The organism is Fictibacillus norfolkensis (genome assembly GCF_014836645.1).
GTDB classification, from domain to species: Bacteria; Bacillota; Bacilli; order Bacillales; family Fictibacillaceae; genus Fictibacillus; species Fictibacillus norfolkensis.
On the sequence record NZ_JACSQM010000004.1, the window covers coordinates 154,210 to 179,288 of the forward strand.

General features: G+C 40.5%; 23 protein-coding genes. 21 read left to right on the forward strand and 2 right to left on the reverse strand.

The window, feature by feature from the left end; translation table 11 throughout:
- Nucleotides 1-22 precede the first annotated feature (22 nt).
- The 11 genes from folD to spo0A all read left to right on the forward strand — a co-directional run bounded on the left by folD (nt 23) and on the right by spo0A (nt 12,221).
- Complete coding sequence (folD, locus tag H9648_RS10950; RefSeq protein WP_191753870.1) at nt 23-886, forward strand: bifunctional methylenetetrahydrofolate dehydrogenase/methenyltetrahydrofolate cyclohydrolase FolD; 864 nt, start codon at nt 23-25, stop codon at nt 884-886.
- Nucleotides 886-2,247 carry an exodeoxyribonuclease VII large subunit gene (xseA, locus tag H9648_RS10955; RefSeq protein WP_191753871.1) on the forward strand — a complete coding sequence of 454 codons (1,362 nt, stop codon included), beginning with the start codon at nt 886-888 and terminating at the stop codon, nt 2,245-2,247. Before folD ends, xseA begins: the two co-directional genes overlap by 1 nt.
- Entirely contained in the window at nt 2,240-2,479 is a 240-nt protein-coding gene (locus tag H9648_RS10960; RefSeq protein WP_066396014.1) for an exodeoxyribonuclease VII small subunit, read from the forward strand. The genes xseA and H9648_RS10960 overlap by 8 nt, the downstream gene beginning before the upstream one ends.
- Entirely contained in the window at nt 2,476-3,357 is an 882-nt protein-coding gene (locus H9648_RS10965; protein ID WP_225218849.1) for a polyprenyl synthetase family protein, read from the forward strand. The genes H9648_RS10960 and H9648_RS10965 overlap by 4 nt, the downstream gene beginning before the upstream one ends.
- Before the next feature lie 695 nt (nt 3,358-4,052).
- Nucleotides 4,053-4,649 carry a hypothetical protein gene (locus H9648_RS10970; RefSeq protein ID WP_191753872.1) on the forward strand — a complete coding sequence of 199 codons (597 nt, stop codon included), beginning with the start codon at nt 4,053-4,055 and terminating at the stop codon, nt 4,647-4,649.
- 20 nt (nt 4,650-4,669) lie between these two features.
- Nucleotides 4,670-6,568: a 1-deoxy-D-xylulose-5-phosphate synthase gene (gene dxs, locus H9648_RS10975; RefSeq protein WP_191753873.1), complete on the forward strand. Its 1,899-nt coding sequence runs from the start codon at nt 4,670-4,672 to the stop codon at nt 6,566-6,568.
- Nucleotides 6,565-7,383 (forward strand): TlyA family RNA methyltransferase, encoded by an 819-nt coding sequence (locus H9648_RS10980; protein ID WP_191753874.1) that lies wholly within the window; start codon nt 6,565-6,567, stop codon nt 7,381-7,383. Before dxs ends, H9648_RS10980 begins: the two co-directional genes overlap by 4 nt.
- 108 nt (nt 7,384-7,491) lie before the next feature.
- The gene (gene ahrC / locus H9648_RS10985) at nt 7,492-7,941 is read left to right on the forward strand and encodes a transcriptional regulator AhrC/ArgR (protein WP_066396006.1); all 450 of its coding nucleotides are present in this window, start codon (nt 7,492-7,494) and stop codon (nt 7,939-7,941) included.
- Between the two features lie 24 nt (nt 7,942-7,965).
- Entirely contained in the window at nt 7,966-9,663 is a 1,698-nt protein-coding gene (gene recN, locus H9648_RS10990; RefSeq protein ID WP_191753875.1) for a DNA repair protein RecN, read from the forward strand.
- 135 nt (nt 9,664-9,798) lie between these two features.
- Nucleotides 9,799-11,085 (forward strand): SpoIVB peptidase, encoded by a 1,287-nt coding sequence (spoIVB, locus tag H9648_RS10995; protein ID WP_191754074.1) that lies wholly within the window; start codon nt 9,799-9,801, stop codon nt 11,083-11,085.
- A gap of 332 nt (nt 11,086-11,417) precedes the next feature.
- Nucleotides 11,418-12,221, forward strand: a complete 804-nt coding sequence (gene spo0A / locus H9648_RS11000) for a sporulation transcription factor Spo0A (RefSeq protein ID WP_191754075.1) — start codon at nt 11,418-11,420, stop codon at nt 12,219-12,221.
- Nucleotides 12,222-12,264: 43 nt separating this feature from the next.
- On the opposite strand, the gene H9648_RS11005 is transcribed toward spo0A, so the two are convergent.
- Nucleotides 12,265-12,501 (reverse strand): DUF2627 domain-containing protein, encoded by a 237-nt coding sequence (locus tag H9648_RS11005; protein ID WP_137788941.1) that lies wholly within the window; start codon nt 12,499-12,501, stop codon nt 12,265-12,267.
- Nucleotides 12,502-12,646: 145 nt separating this feature from the next.
- Between H9648_RS11005 and H9648_RS11010 the strand changes: the two genes are divergently transcribed.
- The 9 genes from H9648_RS11010 to H9648_RS11050 all read left to right on the forward strand — a co-directional run bounded on the left by H9648_RS11010 (nt 12,647) and on the right by H9648_RS11050 (nt 23,410).
- Nucleotides 12,647-14,704, forward strand: coding sequence for a sigma 54-interacting transcriptional regulator (locus H9648_RS11010; protein WP_404825676.1), 2,058 nt, complete (start codon nt 12,647-12,649; stop codon nt 14,702-14,704).
- A gap of 132 nt (nt 14,705-14,836) precedes the next feature.
- A complete protein-coding gene (yqiS, locus tag H9648_RS11015) occupies nt 14,837-15,742 on the forward strand; it encodes a phosphate butyryltransferase (protein ID WP_191753876.1) in 906 nt (301 codons plus the stop codon).
- A 21-nt stretch (nt 15,743-15,763) separates the two neighbouring features.
- Nucleotides 15,764-16,864: a branched-chain amino acid dehydrogenase gene (gene bcd, locus H9648_RS11020; RefSeq protein ID WP_191753877.1), complete on the forward strand. Its 1,101-nt coding sequence runs from the start codon at nt 15,764-15,766 to the stop codon at nt 16,862-16,864.
- 27 nt (nt 16,865-16,891) lie between these two features.
- Complete coding sequence (buk, locus tag H9648_RS11025) at nt 16,892-18,004, forward strand: butyrate kinase (RefSeq protein WP_191753878.1); 1,113 nt, start codon at nt 16,892-16,894, stop codon at nt 18,002-18,004.
- Between the two features lie 26 nt (nt 18,005-18,030).
- Nucleotides 18,031-19,452, forward strand: coding sequence for a dihydrolipoyl dehydrogenase (lpdA, locus tag H9648_RS11030; protein ID WP_191753879.1), 1,422 nt, complete (start codon nt 18,031-18,033; stop codon nt 19,450-19,452).
- A 13-nt stretch (nt 19,453-19,465) separates the two neighbouring features.
- Nucleotides 19,466-20,458 carry a thiamine pyrophosphate-dependent dehydrogenase E1 component subunit alpha gene (locus tag H9648_RS11035; protein WP_191753880.1) on the forward strand — a complete coding sequence of 331 codons (993 nt, stop codon included), beginning with the start codon at nt 19,466-19,468 and terminating at the stop codon, nt 20,456-20,458.
- A 14-nt stretch (nt 20,459-20,472) separates the two neighbouring features.
- Nucleotides 20,473-21,456: an alpha-ketoacid dehydrogenase subunit beta gene (locus H9648_RS11040; protein WP_066395978.1), complete on the forward strand. Its 984-nt coding sequence runs from the start codon at nt 20,473-20,475 to the stop codon at nt 21,454-21,456.
- A gap of 18 nt (nt 21,457-21,474) precedes the next feature.
- A complete protein-coding gene (locus H9648_RS11045; RefSeq protein WP_191753881.1) occupies nt 21,475-22,815 on the forward strand; it encodes a dihydrolipoamide acetyltransferase family protein in 1,341 nt (446 codons plus the stop codon).
- Between the two features lie 166 nt (nt 22,816-22,981).
- Nucleotides 22,982-23,410 carry a BrxA/BrxB family bacilliredoxin gene (locus H9648_RS11050; RefSeq protein WP_144699187.1) on the forward strand — a complete coding sequence of 143 codons (429 nt, stop codon included), beginning with the start codon at nt 22,982-22,984 and terminating at the stop codon, nt 23,408-23,410.
- 310 nt (nt 23,411-23,720) lie between these two features.
- Here the strand turns inward: H9648_RS11050 and H9648_RS11055 are convergent, their stop codons facing one another.
- Nucleotides 23,721-24,146, reverse strand: a complete 426-nt coding sequence (locus tag H9648_RS11055; protein ID WP_191753882.1) for an NUDIX domain-containing protein — start codon at nt 24,144-24,146, stop codon at nt 23,721-23,723.
- A gap of 131 nt (nt 24,147-24,277) precedes the next feature.
- Between H9648_RS11055 and H9648_RS11060 the strand changes: the two genes are divergently transcribed.
- Nucleotides 24,278-25,063, forward strand: a complete 786-nt coding sequence (locus tag H9648_RS11060) for a transporter substrate-binding domain-containing protein (protein WP_191753883.1) — start codon at nt 24,278-24,280, stop codon at nt 25,061-25,063.
- Nucleotides 25,064-25,079: the final 16 nt, after the last annotated feature.

The window sequence follows — 25,079 nt, forward strand, 5'->3', positions numbered from 1 at the left end:
TACTTTTGAGGGGGACTTTAGAATGGCTGTGTTAGACGGAAAACAAATTGCGAGAGAGATCAGAGAAAAACTTGCAAAAGAGATCCAAGACCTTAAACAAGAAGGAATTGTTCCAGGTTTAGCTGTTATTCTAGTAGGCGATCACCCAGCGTCTCGTTCATATGTATTAGCAAAAGAAAGAACGTGTAAAGAGCTCGGTATGCATTCGGTAATGACTGAGCTTTCTGAAACTATTTCTGAGAATGAATTGTTACAATACATTCAAGCGTTTAACAATGACGAACAAATTGATGGGATTCTCGTACAACTTCCCCTTCCTTCACATATAAGTGAATCAAAAGTAATTGAGGCGATTTTGCCTGAAAAAGATGTAGATGGTTTTCATCCGATTAATATTGGACGGATGCATGCAGGAGATGAGCAAGCATTCATACCTTGCACTCCGCTTGGAATTTTAGAGATGGTTAAACAAACCGGTGAAGGTATATCAGGGAAACATGTTGTAGTTGTAGGGAGAAGCAACCTTGTTGGAAAACCAGCTGGCCAGCTTTTCTTGCAGGAAAATGCGACGGTGACGTTTTGTCACTCTAGAACTAAAAATCTTCGTGAACAAACATTGCAAGCTGATATTTTAATTGCGGCGGTAGGAAAACCGAACCTTATTACAGAAGATATGGTAAAAGCAGGTGCCGTTGTTATTGATGTAGGGGTTAATCGCAAGGAAGATGGAAAGCTTTGTGGAGATGTGGACTATGAGGCCATTAAACCTAAAGCAAAACATATCACTCCTGTTCCAGGAGGGGTTGGTCCTATGACGATCACGATGTTAATGAACAATACGGTTCTTGCTTCAAAATGGAGAAAGCAGTTAAAGGAAGTACATTAATGCAAAACAACAATCGGTATGTTCCAATATCGGCTGTAACCCGGTATATAAAGAGGCTATTTGAAAATGACGGTAATTTACAAGACGTCTGGGTAAAAGGTGAGCTATCAAATGTTAAGCTTCATAGCAGGGGTCATCTGTATTTTACGTTGAAAGATGCAAACAGCAGAGTTTCTGCTGTTATGTTTGCAGGAAACAACAGGCATTTAAACTTTAAACCTGAAGAAGGAATGAATGTTTTAATCCAAGGTTCGTTCTCTGTTTATGAACCTCAAGGACAATACCAGCTCTATGTCAGAACGATGCAGCAAGACGGTGTTGGTAATTTGTTTCTGGCGTACGAAAATCTTAAGAATATGTTAGATCAACAAGGGCTTTTTGACCCTATACATAAAAAGCCGCTGCCTAAATTTCCTTCTACGATCGGTGTGGTCACTTCACCAACAGGAGCTGCCGTGAGGGATATCGTGACTACTATAAAACGAAGGTTTCCGCTAGCTGCGGTCACTGTATACCCAGTGCTTGTTCAAGGACCAGGTGCTGCTCCATCCATCGTGCGGGCGATCGAACGAGCCAATGCTTTGAATGAATCAGATGTTCTAATCGTGGGACGTGGTGGAGGATCGATAGAAGAGCTATGGGCGTTTAATGAAGAAAGTGTTGCAAGAGCGATCTTTCAATCACATCTGCCGGTCATTTCTGCTGTGGGACATGAAACGGATTTTACGATTTCAGATTTTGTAGCGGATTTAAGAGCACCAACACCAACAGCTGCAGCAGAGATGGCTGTCCCTCATCTAGATGAATTGAAGGATCGATTATTCCAAAGAAATGTTCGCCTGAAACGGGTGATGAATGAGTTTGTTGCAGGTCATCAACAGCATCTTTCCCGACTGCAAAAATCATATGCTTTTAAATATCCAACTCAATTGATCAAACAAAAAGAGCAAGAACTGGATAGGTGTATGGATCAATTAAAACGTAAGGTTGGAAGTTTTGTTGATCAACATCAGAATCAACTCTCACAGGTTAAACGTCAACTGTTCCTGTTTTCACCAAGAGGCCAGCTTCAGAAGGCAAACGAAAGAATCGTTTCTTTGCATAAGACATTGCTAAAAGAAACAAATCGTCACGTAAGGCAGCACCAGAGAGATTTTTCAAACAAGATTTCTAGGCTATCTTCCCTCAATCCTTTGGCTGTGATGGATAGAGGGTACAGCTTGACCTATAAACAAGGCAAAGACGAATTGGTCAAGTCCGTATCACAGGTAAAGGCGGGAGATGCATTAACGATAAAGTTAAAAGATGGACAGATTGATTGTCACATCACTGGAACGGAGGCGTCTTTTACGAATGACTGAAAAAACAAGCAAACTTACATTTGAAGAAGCGATGATACAGCTTGAAGAAATCGTTGAAAAGCTTGAACAGGGAGATGTTCCTTTAGAAGAGAGTATCGACCTGTATCAACAAGGAATGAAACTCTCCAAATTATGTCATACGAAATTACAGAACGTTGAGAAGAAGATGGATACGATTTTGCATGAAGATGGAAAAGAAGAACCATTCGCGATTCAGGAGGAAGATCATTGATAGCGTTTGAACAATATCTTCGAGATAAAAAAACATTGGTTGAAGAAAAGATGGTAGCACACCTAAAAAAATTGGATGCTCCAGATACATTGAAAAAATCGATGCTATATTCTATTTCTGCAGGTGGAAAACGAATACGTCCGATCTTAGCGCTTGCAGTCATGGAATCATTTGAAAAGAATACAGCAGAACTAGTAGATGTGGTTTGTTCTATCGAATTTGTTCACACGTATTCTTTGATTCATGATGATCTTCCTTCTATGGATAATGATGATTATAGAAGAGGGAAACTCACGAACCATAAAGTTTTTGGCGAAGCTCAAGCCATTTTGGCAGGAGATGCTTTATTGACAGAAAGCTTTAGCTTAATCACTAACAACTCGTATTTAACTTCGGATCAAAAAGTTCAAATGATCACTGTTCTATCAAGAGCTGCAGGTGCAACAGGTATGGTTGGTGGTCAAGTAGAAGACATAGAGGGAGAGAACAGAGACCTCACGTTAACAGAATTAGAAAGCATCCATGAAAAAAAGACGGGTAAGATGCTTGAATGTTCAGTAATCATAGGTGGAATTGCAGCGAGAGCTACTGATGAAGTTCTTATCCATTTAACGAACTATGCACGGCATATCGGGATTGCTTTTCAGATTCAAGATGACATATTAGATGTAACAGGGAAACAAGAAGAAATAGGTAAACCTGTTGGAAGTGATGAGGCTAATCTGAAAACTACTTATCCTAAAATTCTTGGTCTTGACGGGGCAAAGAAAGAAATGGAAAATCATATACATATTTCTTTGGAACATTTAAACAAGATCAACGGAAATACAGGCATATTAGCGTCCATCGCTGACTACATTATAAAAAGAAACCACTAAGAGATTGTTGCGAAATTGGAAGTATGATATGATATTATTTGCTTTGGAGTGGTGCAGTATTCTAGTCAGCCCCCCATTCCTGAAGGCGGGCCTAAAAATCCGCCAAAGGGCACATCGATGAAGTTCCTTGTAATGGCTTGAGGCGCCCAGCCTTGGGTCATCGCTGGGAGTTAAGGTTGAAGGGCGATCCACAATGGCATGTGGGCGAGGACCCTTCTTCCGCGGAGGCCCCCATATTTGCGGTTTGTGTTCAAAAGACCTTACTGCGAAATGGGGTTTGAACCTGCTTAGCTTTTTTTCTTGTTCACAGGAAAAGAAGGCGAGCAGCGTAGCCTGCCTTGAGTGGAGCTTGAGGGGATTATGGTGTGAAAAGCCTGTATCGGTTGGCCGCTGATTTTGAGCTTTATACCATATGAAATCTTCTCTGCAAAAGAGGCTAGGGAATGTGCGCGAGGCTGTTGAGGAAAACTCCTAGACTGTTCTGCCCTGACACCTTTTAGGGATTATAGTGCGGACTAAGTGGTAATCTAGTCTAACGTTTGGCAACAGCGTTAAGAAGAGAGTAAAGGGAAACCGCGAATATGGCGACATTTCGTACTCTTCTGGGAAAACCTACTGGACCTAAGCCGCAGTCTTTACTTAATAAGGTGACCACTCCCTATTACATAAAGTGACCAAAAAGTGAGGAGTTATGCATGAAGCATTCCTTTACTAAAACACTCAAATGGAGTACAAGCATTGCCGTTATCACTCTTGTGTTAGCGGCTATTTTTACAGTTGTATCGTCTTTTTTGTTAAATGGAGTTTCGTGGGCGATAGGCATGGGAATCGTGTTTCTAATCGTATTAACCGGGGTTCTGTTTGACATAGTAGGGGTGGCATCAACTGCTGCGAAAGAAGTTCCGTTTCATGCGATGGCTTCTGAGAAGGTTCCTGGAGCAAGACATGCTATAATCATTACAAGAAACGCAGATCGTGTAGCGAATTTTTGTAACGATGTTATTGGAGACATCTCTGGAATTGTTAGCGGAACGGCATCTGCTGCAGTAGTAGTAGAACTTACACTTTCTATGGGGAATAGTTCTGGATCAAACTCTGAGTATTTGATCTCAATCGTCTTCACTAGTGTAGTTGCTGCACTTACTGTAGGAGGCAAAGCGCTAGGAAAATCATATGCGATCAACCACTCAACCTTTATTATTTTTCAGGTTGGGCGTTTATTATATTTTTTAGAGGAAAAATTAAGAATTAAACTGCTATCGCCTGCTAAAAGAGAGAAGAAAAGGCGTTAATGGAAAGAGAGGCATATTCCATGAACCTGGAAGAAATTCAAGATCCTCAGTTTTTAAAAACGTATGAAACTGAACAATTAAATCAATTAGCTGCCGAAATTCGTTCTTTTCTAATTGAAAAACTTTCAGTTAGAGGAGGCCACCTTGGGCCGAATCTTGGCGTTGTAGAGCTAACGCTCGCTATGCATAAAGTCTTTGATAGTCCTAAAGACAAGTTTATTTGGGATGTTGGTCATCAAGCCTATGTGCATAAGATTCTTACGGGGAGAGCATCGCAGTTTGATACACTTCGACAGTATAAAGGTCTGTGTGGATTTCCAAAGAGAATTGAAAGCGAACATGATGTTTGGGAAACGGGACACAGTTCTACATCACTTTCTGCAGCAATGGGTATGGCGATCGCTAGAGACCTTAAGAAAACCGATGATAAAGTTGTTGCTGTCATTGGTGATGGTGCCCTAACAGGCGGGATGGCTCTAGAAGCGCTCAACCATATCGGACATGAAAAGAAAGACTTGATCGTTGTGCTTAACGACAACGAAATGTCGATCGCTCCAAATGTGGGAGCTCTTCATAACGTTTTAGGACGCATGAGAACAGCTAGAAAATATAATAAAGCAAAAGATGAACTAGAATCTTTAATCCGTAAAATTCCTGCTTTTGGCGGTAAATTGGCTGCAACAGCAGAACGCGTAAAAGATAGCTTAAAGTATCTGTTAGTATCAGGAATGTTTTTTGAGGAGCTAGGCTACACCTACTTAGGGCCAGTAGATGGTCATGATGTAGATGACTTGATCGAGAATCTAACATATGCGAAAAAGACAAAAGGTCCCGTAATCATTCACGTTCTTACGAAAAAAGGTAAAGGCTATGAACCGGCTGAAAGTGATAAAAAGGATAGCTGGCATGGCGTTGGTGCTTATAAGATTGAATCAGGTGAACAGATCAAACCGCAGCAAGTTGGACCATCTTACAGCGGAGTGGTAAGTAAAACACTTGAGACGCTTTCACATAAAGATGATCGAATCGCAGTGATAACGCCTGCTATGACGATAGGCTCTAAACTCACTGATTACGGAAAAGCGTTTCCTGATCGTTTGTTTGACGTTGGTATTGCAGAACAGCATGCCACTACGATGGCAGCTGGACTTGCTACACAGAATATGAAACCGGTACTATCGATTTATTCTACGTTCTTGCAGCGAGGTTACGACCAAGTAGTTCATGATGTAGCCAGACAGAATTTGAATGTTGTTTTCACAATAGATAGATCTGGCCTCGTTGGTGCTGATGGAGAAACGCACCAAGGTGTATTTGATATTGCTTTCTTGCGTCATATTCCAAATATGGTATTGATGATGGGGAAAGATGAAAACGAGCTTCAACATATGGTATACTCTGCTCTTAAATATGAAGATGGTCCGATTGCGATCAGATTCCCTAGAGGCAACGGTTCTGGAGTTCCGATGGATGAAGAGTTAGAGAACATTCCAATTGGTTCATGGGAAGTGCTGAAAGATGGAGATGACGTTGCGATTCTAACATTTGGAACAACGATTCCAATGGCGCTTGAAGCTTGGGAGATCCTTGCGAAATCAGGTGTCTCAGCACGCGTGATCAATGCTCGTTTTATCAAACCACTTGACTCAAAAATGCTCAAAGAGCTTTATGCAGAAAACATGCCTATTTTAACGTTAGAAGAGGCTGTTCTTCAAGGCGGTTTTGGAAGTGCGGTATTAGAGCATGCGGCTGACCATCAGGCAAATGTTATCATTGATCGTATGGGTATACCAGATTGCTTTATCGAGCATGGAAGTGTAACAAAACTTTTAGAAGAGATCGGAATTACAACACCTGATCTTGTTGAGCGAGTGAAAGCTCTTGTTAAAAGAAAGGCAGAAAAGGGTCTTCTTACATGAAAAAAGAACGGGTAGATGTACTGCTTGTCAATCGAGGACTTTGTGAAACCCGAGAGAAAGCCAAACGATCTGTTATGGCTGGCCTCGTGTACTCAGGAACGAACCGGATGGATAAGCCAGGAGAAAAGATAGAACAAGATGCGCCTCTTCAAGTTAAAGGAGATGTTATCCCTTATGTGGGAAGAGGCGGGCTTAAGCTTGAAAAGGCACTTAAAATCTTTGATTTTGAAGTTAAAGAAAAGATAGGAATGGATATTGGGGCTTCAACAGGTGGCTTTACGGACTGTGCCTTACAAAATGGTGCTTCCTATATATATGCGATCGATGTGGGCTACAATCAACTCGCTTGGAAGCTGAGAAACGATTCAAGGGTAGCGGTGATGGAAAGAACAAACTTTAGATATGTAACTCCTGATAAGCTTCAACAGGGAATCCCTCACTTTGCAACGATCGACGTTTCATTCATTTCTCTACGAATCATACTTCCTGTGCTGACTCAGCTTATGCCAACTGGAGATGTGATCGCTTTGATCAAGCCTCAGTTTGAAGCAGGACGTGAAGAAGTCGGGAAAAAGGGAATTGTTAGAGATCCGAAAGTTCATAAACGCGTGATTGAAGAGATTACGGATTTTGCTCGCAGAACAGGGATTAACCCTGTTGCACTGTCCTTCTCACCTATAACGGGTGGGGATGGAAACATTGAGTTTTTAATGCATGGAAAAGTAAAAAATGAGGACTGCATGACGATAACTTCAGAAAATATTGAAGAAGTTGTGAAGTCTGCTCATGAAACATTAAAGAAAGAGCGAGAATAAAAATTTCTCGCTCTTTTCATCATTTCACTCATGAAAAATTTACATCCTATGCACAATAGTATAAGATAAAGGCAGAATGTGACAGTGTAAATTGAGGTGGAATCACGAGTGAATAAAGGACAACGACATATTAAAATACGTGAAATGATCAGCAATCATGATATTGAAACACAAGATGACTTAGTGGAACTACTTAAGAAAGCCAATTTTAATGTAACGCAAGCAACAGTTTCGCGTGACATTAAAGAACTGCATCTTGTGAAAGTACCGATGAACGATGGTCGCTATAAATATAGTCTTCCGGCTGACCAAAGGTTCAATCCACTGCAGAAGTTAAAAAGAACACTGACTGACAGCTTTATTAGTATTGATTATGCAGATCACCTGATTATCATGAAAACACTTCCTGGTAATGCAAATGCCATTGGAGCGTTAATTGATAAGCTAGATTGGGAAGATTTAATGGGAACGATCTGTGGCGATGATACAATCTTAATTATTTGTCGTTCTAAAGAAGTTAGTGCAGATGTTTCGCAGCGATTTTTAGATATGCTGTAATTTTTAAAATAAGGTGTGATGTAATTGCTGGCAGAATTAAGTATTCGTAATTTTGCTATTATTGACTCTCTGAGTGTTTCTTTTAGTAAAGGGTTAACCGTATTAACGGGTGAAACCGGTGCAGGAAAGTCCATCATCATCGATGCGATCGGACTTCTGATTGGTGGCCGCGGCTCTACGGAATTTGTACGCTATGGTACTCAAAAAGCGGAAATCGAAGGTTTGTTTCATATTCATCCAGGTCATCGTGTATATGATAAATGTGAGGAATTTGGAATTGCGATTTCAGATGAAGATGAGATGGTCGTGCTTAAAAGGGATATAACGGAGAACGGAAAAAGCATTTGCAGAGTAAACGGAAAGCTTGTTACGCTGTCTGTTCTTAAGGAGATCGGACAGGCATTAGTAGATATTCATGGGCAGCATGAAACGCAATATTTAATGCAGCCTGACAAGCATCTTTTTTTACTCGATAGTTTTGGTGATAAGGATTTTAAACAAGAGTTGATATCGTACGAATCAACATTCAGGGACTACAAAGAAATCAACAAGCAGCTTTCTGAGCTCTCTAGAAACGAACAAGAGATCGCGCAGAGAATAGACTTGCTACAATATCAGTACCAAGAGATATCGGGTAGCAACCTCATTCCTGATGAGGATGTTAAGCTTGAGGAAGAAAAAAGAATGCTTTCGAATTTTGAGAGAATTCATGGCTCTCTTCAGGATGCTTATCATAATCTTTATGGTGAAGGAAAAGCGCTTGAACTTGTCTCTAGTGCACTAGCTGATTTTTCGCAGGTCGCAGCACTTGATGAATCATTAATAGCCGACGAAGAGCAATTTGGAAACAGCTTTTATGTACTTGAAGAGCTTACATATAAGATTCGGGATATGTTTGATTCATTAGAATACAACCCGGAAAGGCTTAACAGCATCGAATCACGTCTTGATGAACTAAGTAAGCTTAAACGCAAATACGGTTCTTCAGTAAAAGAAATGATCGATTATAGTGAAAAGATTAAAAAAGAGTTAGAACTCATTCAGAACAAAGATAATCATATCGAAGAACTTAAGAAAAAGCAGGATAAGCTCATTGCTAAACTTGAGGTATCAGGGAAAAAACTGACTAAGCGGAGATCGGAGACCGCTAAAGTCTTAAGGAACAGCATACAGCAACAGCTTAAAGAACTATATATGGAAAAAACCAAATTCGAAGTCGTAATGAAGCGGATTGAGGATAATCAGTTTTTAAGAACTGGAGTGGATTCTGTAGAATTTTATATCTCTCCGAATCCTGGAGAACCCCTTAAACCACTATCAAAAGTAGCATCTGGCGGGGAGCTTTCCAGAATTATTCTAGCATTGAAAACCATTTTTTCTGAAAATCAAGGAATTACCGCCATTATCTTTGATGAAGTAGATACAGGAGTCTCTGGAAGAGTTGCTCAAGCGATAGCGGAAAAGATCTATAAAGTTTCTGTCGGTTCACAAGTACTTTGTATTTCTCACCTTCCACAAGTTGCAGCGATGTCTGACACGCATCTTCATATCTCTAAGGACACACGTCATGGAAGAACGGTTACAAAGGTCCTAACATTAAAAACGGATGAAAAAGTAAATGAGATAGGCAGAATGATCTCTGGTGTTGAGATTACTGACCTTACGAGGCAACATGCTCAAGAATTATTAGAGCTTGCAGCGTCAATTAAAAAGACATCATAAAACTTTATTCATGAAAAAGCTATCCATTTAAGGAATAGCTTTTTCTTTTTTCTAGGTTATAAACTCATGGTCCGTAGGCTAAATTAAAGGTACAGCCATGGTGAGGGTGTGAGCTAGGAGCGAGGAGAGTGTATGATGTATAAGGATTTACTTCGGCGAATGATCGGCGTTATTCTCCTTGGAAGTTTAGTGGGAATCGGTTTTTTGTCTCCTGTGCGAGAATATGTAGCACTGCCTGAATCGATTACCTTTTTTGAAGGACAGTATGTCTTACAAGCTCTTCCTGTTGGAACAAACATGAAGCAGGAAGAAACGAACATTTATACGACCGCAATGGAAAGCGACCATAAAGTTTCGATACAAGCCAAAACAAACGGTGATAGCATGGCAACTCTCGAAGCAGCAAGTTTTCCCATAAAGAAGATGAATGTAAAAGTTTTATCTGATCTTAAGGTTGTACCTGGTGGACAATCAATAGGAGTGAAATTAAATACTCTAGGGGTATTGATTGTGGGACATCACCTCGTAAATACAACTTCAGGGAAACAATCTCCAGGTGAAATTGCCGATATTCAAGTAGGAGATATTATTACCAAAATTAACGGAAAAAATATTAAAAAAATGGGAGATGTAAGCCCATTTGTTAAACAGTCTGGGGAAACTTCAAGTCCTTTAGATGTAACCATCATTCGAGATGGTAAAACGTTTCATAAAACACTTACTCCTCTGCAGGACAAGAATGATCAGTCTTATCGCATTGGACTATATATTCGCGACTCAGCAGCGGGCGTAGGAACACTTACTTTTTTTGATCCAGCGTCATTTAAATATGGGGCACTCGGTCATGTTATTTCAGATATGGATACTAAAAAGCCAATCAAGGTAAACAATGGGGAAATCCTCGGATCTACCGTAACTTCCATAGAAAAAGGATCTAACGGTCATCCTGGAGAAAAGCTGGCGCGTTTTTCCAACGATCAAAGAGTTTTAGGGGACATTTCAAAAAATAGCCCTTTTGGGATTTTTGGAAAGTTAAACGATGAATTATCGAATGGGGACTGGAATAAACCACTGCCAATCGCCTTATCTCATCAGGTAAAAAAAGGTCCAGCGAAGATTTTAACTGTCGTTAACGGATCGAAGGTTCGAGAGTTCGATGTTGATGTCGTAAGCTCTGTTCCACAAAAGTTTCCCGCTACAAAGGGAATGGTCATTAAGATTACAGATCCCGAGCTTTTAAAAATTACCGGTGGAATCGTTCAAGGTATGAGCGGCAGTCCAATCATTCAGAACGGAAGAATTATTGGAGCAGTTACACACGTGTTTGTAAATGATCCAACTTCGGGGTATGGCGTCCATATCGAGTGGATGCTTGATGAAGCAGGTGTAAATATTTATAAAGAAGCAAAACAAGCGAGTTAACTTTTAAAGCCGGTGGAAATCTCACCGGTTTTTTTTATTTTGAACACATATAAATAGGAATTGGTGCTAGGTTTATTTCCATTTACTTTTAGATAATTTAGACAATCCTATGAAAATTTTGTATAATGAGGGATATAAAGAAAATTCGACAAAAATGATCCTGAAAATATAATAACTGTCGAAATTCAAAGTAAATTGAAGAAAACAGCTCTATCTGCTACAAAAACAAAATAATTTTAAAAAATTTAAAACAAAATAAAGGGATTTAAGATTTATTGTTGAAATATTACATTGGGAAAAACAAGAAATTGTTGGATGGGGAGGAAATAATGGTGCAAAAAATTAAAGTTTGTCTAGCTGATGATAACCGTGAACTGATTAGTCTTTTGAGGGAGTATCTTTCAAGTCAAGATGATATGGAGGTAATTGGGGTAGCTTACAACGGTCAAGAATGTTTGTCCGTTTTAGAGAATAAAGATCCTGATGTTTTAGTTCTTGATATTATCATGCCTCATTTAGATGGATTAGCGGTGCTGGAGAAAATCAGGTCTAGCGATGATCTGCCTCAGCCGAATGTTATCATGTTAACGGCGTTTGGTCAGGAAGATGTAACGAAAAAAGCCGTAGACCTAGGTGCATCATACTTTATCTTAAAGCCATTCGATATGGACAACCTTGCGAGTCAGATCCGTCAGATCTGTGGAGCAGAAAAATCAACTGTTCAGCGTGCGTCCGGAAGTAATCGAAATAATTTCCAATCTACAATTAACAATAAACCACGCAATCTGGATGCGAGTATCACAAGTATTATTCATGAGATCGGGGTTCCTGCTCATATTAAAGGATACATGTATTTAAGAGAAGCGATCTCTATGGTATACAATGATATTGAACTATTAGGATCTATCACAAAGGTTCTTTATCCAGATATCGCAAAAAAATTCAATACAACATCAAGCCGTGTTGAACGTGCTATACGTCATGCGATCGAAGTAGCATGGAGCCGTGGGAACATAGATAGCATCTCGTCATTGTTCGGCTATACAGTTTCAATGTCAAAAGCGAAACCTACGAATTCAGAGTTCATCGCGATGGTCGCGGATAAGCTTCGAATCGAACATAGGGTCATGGTATAAATACTTACCTACAAAAAATAACCATCTCTCTTAACTGAGATGGTTATTTTTTTCTGTATTTTAACTGTACTTTATTTCTTTTGCGGTCTCTGTAAAAGATAAACCCGCCAACAAAAGCTAACCCTGCTAAGAAGCTTAATAATCCTGCAATGAACTGTAGCCATAAGTATGGAAACGGAAATTGTAAAACTCCGAATAACGTGTCTCTCATCCATTTTATTCCCATGACGGCCATGATTCCAGGTATTAACACAATCACTAATGCTGCATATCTGCTCATGAAGAATTTCACTCCTCTACTCGTCTTATTGTACATAAAGTTAAAAATATTGTCGATGCAAAATAAGTTTGCAAACCCTTTCATGGTGAGCTATGATGAGTATGTGAAAAATATTGCATGTTATAATAAAAAGGTGGGCTAATTGTTGCAAAGGATCGTATTGTTGGCAACGCAAGAAGAAATTGAATTGGTTCAAGAGATCAATCAATCCGAACTTTTTGAACTTGCAGCTATCTTTCAAGAACCTCTTCAATCGTTGCCGGCCAAATTTAATAACACTCCAACTTTTACATATTCATCGGCACCAGATGAGGTAATTGATGTAATCGTTTATTCAGATTCACTTAAAGAAACGGCAGATCTGCTAAACGAAACCAAATATCCAATGTCGGGAAGATTGACTACAACACAGTTTCGATTTTTGTTAACCATATCTGACGAAACGAAAAATAAAAAAGACATCAGCCATCTGCAACAACTCAAAACAATATTAGATAATACACATGATGGCATGATTGTGATCGATCAAGATTTAACGATCACCATATTTAACAAGAGTGCTGAGAAGATGACAAGTTTATCGAAAGAGGAAGCTGTAGGTAAATCCATTCTAGAAGTTATGCCTAATAGTCAGCTTCCTAGAGTTATGGACTCAGGCATAGAAGAAGTTAATCAAGAACAAATTTTAGCGAATGGCACTAAAATCTATACAACAAGGACACCGATCCTAAATCACCAAGGTCGAAAGCTTGGCGCGTTTGCTGTTTTTAAAGATATTACAGAAATCGTGGATCTGGCAGAAGAAGTAACGAATTTAAAGAGCATCCAAACGATGTTAAGATCGATCATCCAATCTTCTGAGGAAGCTATATCTGTAGTTGATGAAGAAGGAAAAGGGATCATGATCAATCCTGCTTATACGAGGCTCACAGGATACACAGCCGAGCAAGTGATTGGAAAACCGGCAACAACCGATATATCTGAAGGTGAGAGTATACACATGCAGGTTCTAAAAACAAGAAAACCTGTGAGAGGTGCCCGATTACGAGTTGGGCCAAACCGGAAAGATGTGATTGTTAATGTTGCGCCTGTTATCGTGGATGGTCTATTAAAAGGCAGTGTAGGTGTTATTCACGATGTATCTGAAATAAAAGGACTTACAGAAGAACTCAACCGTGCAAGACAGATCATTCGGACACTAGAAGCTAAATATTCATTTGAAGATATTATTGGTTCATCAGAAGAGATGAGTTTTGCGATCGATCAGGCGAAGCTTGCTGCTTCTACTCCTGCGACCGTTCTGCTTCGTGGTGAATCTGGAACGGGAAAAGAACTTTTTGCTCATGCGATACATAATGCGAGCAGCAGAAAGTTTAATAAGTTTATACGCGTCAACTGTGCAGCGCTGTCTGAATCGTTATTAGAGAGTGAACTGTTTGGCTATGAAGAAGGAGCTTTTTCTGGTGCGTTAAGAGGTGGGAAAAGAGGTCTGTTTGAAGAGTCCAACGGCGGAAGCATCTTTTTAGATGAGGTGGGTGAGTTGTCTCAGAACACACAAGCTAAACTGTTGCGTGTTCTCCAAGAGAATGAAATTAGACGTGTTGGTGGGACGAAAGCCATTCCGATCAACGTCCGTGTGATCGCCGCAACCAATGTTAACCTTGAAAAAATGATCGCAGATGGTACGTTCAGGCAGGATTTGTACTACAGACTCAACAGGATGCCGATTTATATTCCGCCATTAAGAGCGAGGAACAATGATATTTTGCTCTTAGCATATCACCTCCTGCAGAAGCTAAATCAAGACTATGGAAGAAACATTGATTATATCAGCAAGGATGCAGAGGACTTTTTATTAGCGTATCATTGGCCGGGAAATGTTAGAGAACTTGAAAACGTATTAGGCAGAGCGATCATCCACATGAGTCTTACTGATTCACAGATCAATCGAAGTCATATTTCGCTGTTATCTATAGAACCATCGAAGAAAAAGGATGTTCATCTGAAAGATATGTCCGATACGACTGATAATGAAAAGAGCTTAGCTGAACAAATGGATGCGGTTGAAAAACGTATTTTAACAGAAGCTATAGAGAGGTTTCGTGGCAATAAAACGAAAACAGCTAAATCATTAGGTATTTCACTTCGGAATTTTTATTATAAATTAGAAAAATATGATCTTGACGAAAAACTGCGCAAATAATTTCACGCAAAATATTGCAACACATTTGCAAATTATTGCATATCTGTGTAAGGATATCGACTTTTATAACACGTTTAATAGTTGGCATGAAAATTGCATTGTTAATAAAGCGGTTAACAAGGGGGGGATAGCATGCATTTACAAAACTTGGTGAGCCGAGCCAAAAATCAACAAGAGAAACCGGTCATCGCAGTGGCAGAAGCTGGGGATCAGGAGGTTTTGGAAAGCATACTGAAATCGTACAAAGAAGGGCTCGCCCACTTTATTCTGTTTGGAAATGGTAACAAAATTTCTGACTGGTTAGAAAGAAACGCAGATGTTTCGTTAGAGGGAATTAAAGTTGTTCCTACCGATACTGCTTCGGCTGCATTAAAAGCGGTAAGAGCCGTTCATGATGGAGACGCTGATATTTTAATGAAAGGGCTCATCTCAACGTCTGCCCTTTTAAAAGCAGTTTTAAATAAAGAATTCGGTCTCCGTACAGGCAAAGTGCTATCACATGTTGCTGCATTCGAAGTAGAAGGATTTGAAAAATTAATCTTTATTACGGATGCTGCCATGAACATAGAGCCTGATCTTAATCAAAAAGTTCAGATTCTACAAAATGCTATCGATTTTGCGGTCAGAACGGGTGTGGAAGTTCCGAAAGCTGCTGTTCTTGCTGCAGTAGAGAATGTCAATCCCGCTATGCAAGCCACATTGGATGCAGCGAGTCTGACGGTTATGAACCTTAGGAATCAAATTCAGGGTGGTATTGTAGAAGGTCCTTTAGCCTTAGATAATGCAATATCAAAGGAAGCTGCAGCTCACAAAGGAATCACGGGAAGTGTTGCAGGCAATGCTGACATCCTTCTTGTTCCTAATATTGAAACAGGAAATGTATTGTATAAATCTCTGATCTACTTTGCTCGAGCAAAAGTTGGAGCAGTAATATGTGGAGCTAAAGCGCCAATCGTTCTAACATCCAGAGCGGATTCAGCAGAAAGTAAATATTATTCAATCGCTTTAGCTGTAAACTCAGTCATCACTGATAATTAAATCTTAGGAGGAAAAAACACAATGGAAATTTTTAAATATATGGAAACTTACGATTATGAGCAAATGGTGATCTGCCAAGATAAACAATCTGGACTAAAAGCAATTATCTGTATTCATGATACGACATTGGGACCTGCACTTGGGGGAACAAGAATGTGGACGTATGAAACAGAAGATGCAGCGATTGAAGATGCACTTAGACTTGCTAAAGGCATGACTTATAAGAACGCAGCTGCAGGATTGAACCTTGGCGGCGGAAAAACAGTAATCATCGGTGATCCAAAGAAAGACAAGAATGAAGAAATGTTCCGTGCGTTCGGTCGTTATATTCAAGGACTTAATGGTCGTTATATTACAGCAGAAGATGTGGGTACAACGGTTGAAGACATGGACCTTATCTACCAAGAAACACAATTCGTTACGGGTGTATCACCTGCTTTCGGTTCAAGCGGTAATCCATCTCCAGTAACGGCTTACGGTGTATACCGTGGTATGAAAGCAGCAGCGATGGAAGCATTTGGTACAGATTCTCTAGAAGGAAAAGTGATCGCTGTTCAAGGTGTTGGACATGTTGCTTATACACTATGTAAGCACCTACACGAAGAAGGCGCATCATTGATCGTTACAGATATTAATAAAGAAGCTGTACAACGCGCGGTTACAGATTTCGGAGCTACAGCTGTTGAGATCGATGAGATCTACAGCGTAGATTGTGATATCTTTGCGCCATGTGCACTAGGAGCTATTATTAACGATGATACGATTCCTCAGATTAAAGCAAAAGTAATTGCAGGAGCTGCAAACAACCAGCTTAAAGAAACGCGTCACGGTGATGCGATTCATGAGATGGGAATCGTTTATGCACCAGACTATGTAATCAACGCTGGTGGAGTTATCAATGTAGCTGATGAGCTTAACGGCTACAACCGTGATCGTGCTATGAAAAAAGTAGAAACAATCTATGACAACATCGGGAGTGTTATCGAGATATCAAAACGTGATAACATCCCGACGTATCTAGCAGCAGATCGCCTTGCAGAAGAGCGTATCGAACGCATGAGAATGTCTAGAAGTCAGTTCCTATTAAACGAAAGACATATCTTGTCTAACCGATCTCGTTAAGAGTTCGTATCAATGGAGGTTTGAAACGTGCATCAAAAAGAATTTCGCATACTAGTGATCAATCCGGGGTCAACCTCTACTAAGATTGGAATTTTTGATAACGAACGGCCAGTATTTGAAAAAACGATCCGTCATGATACAGAAACCATCCATTCGTTTGATTCTGTTATTGATCAGTACACTTTTAGAAAAGAAACGATCTTAGAAGCTCTAGACTACGAAGGCATCAATATTTCAAAACTGAGTTGTGTGGTCGGCCGTGGCGGTTTGTTAAGACCGATCGAAGGTGGTACGTACAGTGTTAATGAACCGATGCTCAAGGATCTAAAAAATGGTTACGCTGGCGAACATGCTTCAAATCTAGGTGGAATTTTGGCATTCGAAATAGCAGAAGGTTTAAATATTCCTTCTTTTATCGTAGATCCAGTAGTTGTCGATGAGATGGATGAGATCGCAAGAATTTCGGGTGTTCCCGAAATGGAAAGAAAGAGTATTTTTCACGCGCTTAATCAAAAGGCTGTTGCGCGACGTGTAGCGAAACAGTTGAATAAATCTTACGAAGCTCTACGGCTTATTGTCGTTCACATGGGCGGAGGGATCACGGTAGGTGTCCACAAGGACGGAAGAGTGATCGATGTAAACAACGGACTGCATGGAGAGGGACCTTTCTCTCCTGAACGTGCAGGCACTGTTCCGATAGGTGATTTGGTTTCACTCTGCTTCTCTGGTGAGTTTTATGCAGAAGAAGTGATGAAGAAGCTAGTTGGCCAAGGTGGTCTTGTTGCTTACCTGGGAACAAACGATGCAAGGACTGTTGAAGAAAGAATCGAGAACGGTGACAAAAAAGCTGAGCTTATCTATGACGCGATGGCTTATCAAGTCGCAAAAGAGATCGGATCAGCAAGTACCGTTCTTTATGGACAAGTCGATGCGATCATCTTAACAGGCGGTCTCGCTTTCGGAAAAGAATTTGTTAAGAAGATAACAGACCGAGTTGAATGGGTTTCTGATTGTATCATTCAGCCGGGAGAGAATGAGCTTCAAGCGTTAGCAGAAGGTGGCCTTCGTGTATTAAGAGAAGAAGAAACAGCAAAAGTTTACCCTGGCGGAAAAACCATTGCTAGAGTGTCACTGGACTAACTAACAGCAAAAGGAGATATGAGCTTATGTCAAAAGATTTTGATTTGGTCATATTGGGCGGAGGGACTGGCGGCTATGTAGCTGCCATCCGAGCTGCTCAATTAGGAAAAACCGTTGCAGTAGTTGAAAAAGGAAAGCTTGGAGGTACTTGCTTACATAGAGGATGTATACCGAGCAAAGCTTTGTTAAGAAGTGCTGAAGTATACAAAACAGCCAAAAAAGCTGCAGACTTTGGTGTTGAGATCGAAGGGCTTGGCTTGAACTTTTCCAAGATGCAAGAACGAAAGCAATCCATTGTAAATCAACTACACATGGGTGTACAAAGTTTGATGAAAAAAGGAAAGATCGAAGTCTATGAAGGAATCGGACGTATCCTTGGACCATCCATCTTTTCACCGATGCCAGGCACGATTTCTGTTGAGTTTAATGATGGTACAGAAAATGAGATTTTAATCCCGCAAAACGTAATTATTGCAACAGGATCTAGACCACGTTCGTTACCAGGGTTAGAGATCGACGGAAATCTCGTAATGTCTAGTGATGAAGCATTAGAGATGGAGTCTTTACCAGCATCAATCATCATCGTCGGTGGTGGGGTAATCGGGATTGAATGGGCGTCTATGCTCAATGATCTTGGTGTGGAAGTAACCGTACTTGAATATGCTGACAGAATTGTACCAACAGAAGACGAAGAGATTTCGAAAGAAGCGGCGCGTGTTCTTAAGAAAAAAGGCATTAAGCTCGTAACGAGTGCAAAAGTCCTTCCTGATACGTTAGAAAAAGGCGAAGGCGTGATGATTTCTGCTGAACATAAAGGCGAGACAAAACAATTTAGTGCTGAGAAGATGCTAGTTTCTGTCGGGCGTATGGCAAACACAGAAGGAATCGGCTTAGACAACACCATAATAAAAGTTGAAAACGGATACATTGAGACGAATGAATATTTCCAAACCGCAGAGAGCCACATCTACGCGATTGGAGATGTAATCGGAGGACTTCAGCTTGCGCATGTAGCATCGCATGAGGGGATCACGGCAGTAGAACACCTTTCTAACTTGAAGCCTGAACCGATCAACTACGATAATATCTCGAAATGTATCTACTCAAGTCCAGAGATGGCAAGTGTCGGTCTGACTGAGAAACAAGCAAAAGACCAAGGCTTTAACGTTAAAGTTGGCAAGTTTCCTTTTAAAGCGATCGGAAAAGCTCTTGTTTATGGTGAAAGTGACGGGTTTGTAAAGATCGTTGCAAACAAAGACACTGATGATCTTTTAGGTGTTCATATGATCGGACCTCATGTAACGGATATGATCTCTGAAGCCGGTTTAGCGAAAGTTTTAGACGCAACACCGTGGGAGATGGCTCATACCATCCATCCACATCCATCTCTATCAGAAGTATTTGGTGAAGCAGCATTAGCTGTTGAAGGAAAAGCGATCCATTTCTAAGGAGGTAAAACAAATGGCAGAATTACGTCATGAACAATTAGGTTTAACGAATGAAGATGTCATCCATATGTATAGAACGATGTTATTAGCAAGAAAAATTGACGAGCGTATGTGGCTGTTGAACCGCGCTGGTAAGATTCCTTTCGTTATTTCTTGTCAAGGTCAAGAAGCAGCACAAGTTGGTGCAGCGATGGCGCTAGATAATGAGAAAGATTTTGTGTTACCGTACTACCGCGACATGGGTGTTGTTTTGCAGTTTGGTATGACAGCGAAAGACCTGATGCTTTCTGGCTTTGCAAAAGCAGAAGATCCTAACAGCGGCGGCCGCCAGATGCCAGGGCATTTTGGTTCTAAAAAGCTTCGCATCGTAACGGGTTCTTCGCCGGTTACAACGCAAGTACCACATGCTGTAGGAATCGCGCTTGGCGGGAGAATGGAAGGAAAAGACCTTGTAACGTTCACGACGTTTGGTGAAGGATCATCAAACCAAGGAGATTTCCATGAGGGAGCAAACTTTGCTTCGGTTCATAAACTTCCTGTTATCTTTATGTGTGAGAACAATAAATACGCAATCTCTGTTCCGATCTCAAAACAGCTCGCTTGTGTGAACGTTTCTGATCGTGCAATCGGTTATGGGATGCCAGGAGTAACGGTAGATGGAAATGATCCATTAGCTGTTTATGAAGCTGTAAAAGAGGCTGCTGATCGCGGTAGACGCGGTGAAGGCCCGACTTTAGTTGAAACAGTAGCTTATCGTTTAACGCCTCACTCATCCGATGATGATGATCGTGCGTACCGAACTCGTGAAGAAGTTGAAGAAGCAAAAGCAAAAGATCCGATTCATACGTTTGCTGCTTACTTAAAAGAGAATGATATCTTAACAGAAGAATTAGAAAAACAGATTTCTGAAGAAATTCAAAAAGAAGTGGATGAAGCTACAGAATATGCAGAGAACGCAAAATATGCTGAACCTGAAAGCGCACTTCTTCATGTTTACGCAGAGTAAAGGGGGAAAACGAGATGCCGGTAATTTCATATATTGATGCTGTAACACAAGCGATTCGCGAAGAGATGCAACGTGATAAGCGAGTATTTGTAGTAGGTGAAGATGTTGGTGTACGCGGAGGAGTTTTCCGTGCAACGACTGGTTTAATTGAAGAGTTTGGTGAAGAAAGAGTGATCGATGCTCCCCTCGCGGAATCAGCTATTGCTGGAGTAGGTATCGGCGCTGCCATGTATGGAATGCGCCCGATCGCAGAGATGCAGTTCGCTGACTTTATCATGCCTGCTGTTAACCAGATCGTTTCTGAAGCGGCTAAGATCCGTTATCGTTCGAACAATGATTGGACATGCCCGATTACAATCCGTGCTCCATATGGTGGCGGTGTCCATGGTGCGCTTTATCACTCACAATCTGTTGAGGCACTATTCGCTAACGTACCAGGCTTAAAGATTGTAATGCCTTCTACACCTTATGATGTAAAAGGTCTTTTGAAATCTGCTATCCGTGACGAAGATCCTGTTCTTTTCTTTGAACATAAACGTGCTTACCGACTGATTAAAGGTGAAGTACCAAGCGAAGAATATACATTGCCGATCGGAAAAGCGGACGTGAAGCGTGAAGGTGAAGATATTACCGTTATTACATACGGACTTTGTGTACACTTTGCTCTTCAAGCTGCTGAAAAGCTTGAAAAAGACGGAATTTCAGCTCATATTCTCGATCTTCGTACCGTGTATCCGTTGGATAAGGAAGCGATCATCGAAGCTGCTTCCAAAACAGGTAAAGTACTTCTTGTAACAGAAGACAACAAAGAAGGAAGTATCATGAGCGAAGTTTCAGCGATTATCGCTGAAAATTGCTTGTTCGAACTAGATGCACCTGTCCAACGCTTAGCTGGTCCAGATGTGCCTGCAATGCCTTATGCACCAACGATGGAAAAGCACTTTATGGTGAATCCTGACAAAGTAGAAAAAGCCATGAGAGATCTTGCGGCATTTTAACAATAGGAGGGGACTTTAATGGCTACTGAAAAAATTACAATGCCCCAATTAGGGGAAAGTGTAACAGAAGGAACGATCAGTAAATGGCTCGTTCAGCCAGGTGATACGGTTAAGAAATACGATCCACTAGCTGAGGTTATGACAGATAAAGTAAACGCAGAAGTTCCATCATCTTTTTCTGGAACGATAAAAGAACTGGTTGCTGGCGAAGGAGATACTCTTTCTGTTGGCGAGCTGATCTGCTACATCGAGACAGAAGGAGAAGGTGGGGGAAGTGCACCTGCAGCTTCCGCTTCAACAGAAAAACCAGCTGAAACTGCTTCAACACCTACTCAATCTACGGAGGCGAGTGCAGCTAAGCCTGCTGCAAACGTTGAACGAGCAGCGAGAGGACGTTTTTCACCTGCAGTAGTGCGAATGGCATCTGAGCATGGTATTGATTTAGACCAAGTAGAAGGATCAGGACAAAGCGGAAGAATCACTCGCAAAGATCTTCAAAAGATCATTGATTCTGGCCAGATTCCTACAAAAGGTAACAAGCCAGCTACAAAAGAGGTTTCTTCTGCAGCACCTGTTTCATCTAGTTCTCAAGAAACGGCTTCACCGCAACAACAATCTGCACCAGCATTAAAGCCGGTTGCTATCGACACAATGCCTGGTGATATTGAAATTCCAGTATCGGGTATTCGTAAAGCGATCGCTCAAAACATGGTCCGTTCAAAGCACGAAGCACCTCATGCTTGGACGATGGTAGAAGTGGATGTAACGAACTTAGTAGAATATCGTAATTCTGTAAAAGGTGATTTTAAAACAAAAGAAGGATATAACCTTACGTTCTTGCCTTTCTTTATCAAGGCTGTTGTAGAATCGCTAAAAGAATTCCCGCAGATCAACTCCATGTGGGCAGGAGATAAGATCATTCAGAAAAAGGACATCAACATCTCGATTGCTGTCGCAACAGATGATGCACTATATGTTCCAGTCATCAAACACGCAGACGAAAAGTCTATCAAAGGAATCGCACGTGATGTGAAAGAACTAGCAGATAAAGTTAGAACGAATAAATTAGCTGGTGATGACATGAAAGGCGGAACGTTTACTGTAAATAATACAGGTTCTTTCGGTTCTGTTATGTCTACGCCGATAATCAACTATCCGCAAGCGGCTATCCTTTCTGTAGAATCGATCGTTAAGCGTCCGGTTGTTATGAACAATGGCATGATCGCTGTACGAGATATGGTTAACCTTTGTCTTTCTCTAGACCACCGAGTTCTTGATGGGCTTGTATGCGGACGCTTCTTAGCTTCAGTAAAAGCACGTTTAGAAAGCATGACAAAAGAAAACACATCCATTTATTAAAAAAATGTGTTTTTCAGGTTTATGAGGGTTTTATTGCGGGTAGAGATAACTATCAACACCTCCAAACCCCATAACCCCCTAAGAAAAGTGCCGTATATGTTACGGCATTTTTCTTTTTTATATGATCATAATTGAGTACAATAAGAAAGAAAGGAGCTGAATACGAATGAACTTTCAATTTAATCTTTTTAATGATGTAGTAGAAACGGCTCGTAAAGAAATGGTAGAGGCTGGCTATACACAGCTATTCAAACCAGAAGATGTTGAAGAAGCTTTCAAAAAAGAAGGTACAACACTCGTTATGATTAATTCCGTTTGTGGCTGTGCAGGTGGAATCGCACGCCCTTCGGCTTCATATTCGGTAAAACAAGACGTTCGTCCGGACCATCTTGTTACGGTGTTTGCTGGACAAGATAAAGAAGCAACAGAGACAGCGCGTTCTTACTTTACTGGTTACCCGCCATCATCCCCATCCTTTGCTTTATTAAAAGATGGAGAGATTCAAATGATGGTCGAACGCCATGAGATCGAAGGCCATGAACCGATGGAAGTCGTAAACAAGCTAAGAAGTGCTTTTGAAACGTATTGTAAGTAGGGATAAGAAGTATGAATGAACGAAAGCTGGCTCAAAATTGAGCTAGCTTTTTTTATTGCTCATAAAATGGGAGTGAAGCATAGGGTTTATGATCGATTCTAGGGATTTGTGATCGATTGCAGGGATTTATGATCGATTCTAGAGATTTATGATCGATTACAGAGATTTATGATCGATTGCAGGAATTTATGATCGATTGCAGAGATTTATGATCGATTGCAGAGATTTATGATCGATTCTAGAGATTTATAATCAATTCTTTATCTATGATCATAAAAATCAACGCTCACACATCCACAAAAACTCTCACTTATACCAACCCAAGCTCCTTTTTTACAGCCCAAACATGAGACGAATGAAATAGTAGCTTCTCAGCTTGATCAACATTCATCCATACTAACTCATGATCCTGATCTAACGGCTCATTTACATACTCCACAAATGAACCTGTATAAAAATACCCATCATTTATTAAATACTCGCCTTGTCTCGTTTTAAAATATTGCTTTGCATGTCCCACAAATTGCCCGATCTGCAAAGTAAAGCCTGTTTCCTCGATACATTCTCTTTTCAAACAGACTTCATGATCCTCTCCAGTTTCTATACCGCCACCCGGTAAGAATCCTTTGCCGTTCTGAACCATGACGGCTATATTCTTATTTTCATCCAAGACTATGGCATACACTGCTTCTCGTTTCCGATATATAACATCTTCCATCACTTCACCAAATTGCATGTTAATCAACCACCTTGTTAAAATGCATATAAATACATTCAGAATTATTAAAATACTTATTTTTGCATATTTATGTGTTAATATTCATTTTAACGAATAAATATGAGATTTTTATACAGGGGGAACAACAAATGAAACGAAATCTTTTTAGCATTTATTTTATCATAGTACTCGCGTTGTTGGCGGGATGTGGGGCAGTAGAAGAAAAGAGTGCTACTAATACAGGAAGCGACTCGTCCGTGAAGACGTTAGTGATGGCAACTTCAGCTGATTATCCACCATATGAATATGTTGAAACAGCAAAAGGCGGAGAAATTGTAGGCTTTGATATTGATGTAGCGAATCATATCGCAAAAAAGCTAGGCTACAAGGTTGAGATAAAGGACATGGACTTTAACGGATTGATTCCTGCAATAGACAGCGGCAAAGCTGACTTTGTAATCGCTGGTATGACACCGAATGAAGAACGAAAAAAAACAGTAGATTTTTCCGATGAATATTATGCAGCTCAACAATTGATCGTTACAAAGGATAAAGCGATTAAACGTGTGGAAGATCTTGAAGGCAAAACAATTGGTGTTCAATTAGCTTCCATTCAAGAAAAAGAAGCAGACAACTTATTAAAGGATCATAAATTTGAAGTTGTTCAGCGTAACAAAGTAACAGAATTGGTTCAAGAGATGAAATCAAACCGTGTAGATGCAGCAATTATTGAAGATGCAGTAGTTTACGAATTTTTAAAGAAAAATAAAGACCTTTCCTCGTTTGCCCTGCCAAACACAGACGCTGCAGGATCGGCAATCGCTTTTCCTAAGGATAGTGAGCTAACAAAAGAGTTTAACGCAGAACTTAAGAAGATGAAAGAAGACGGTACATTGGACGAGCTTGTTGAAAAGTGGTTCGGTGTTAAAAAATAGAGAAAGAGAGTGGTAG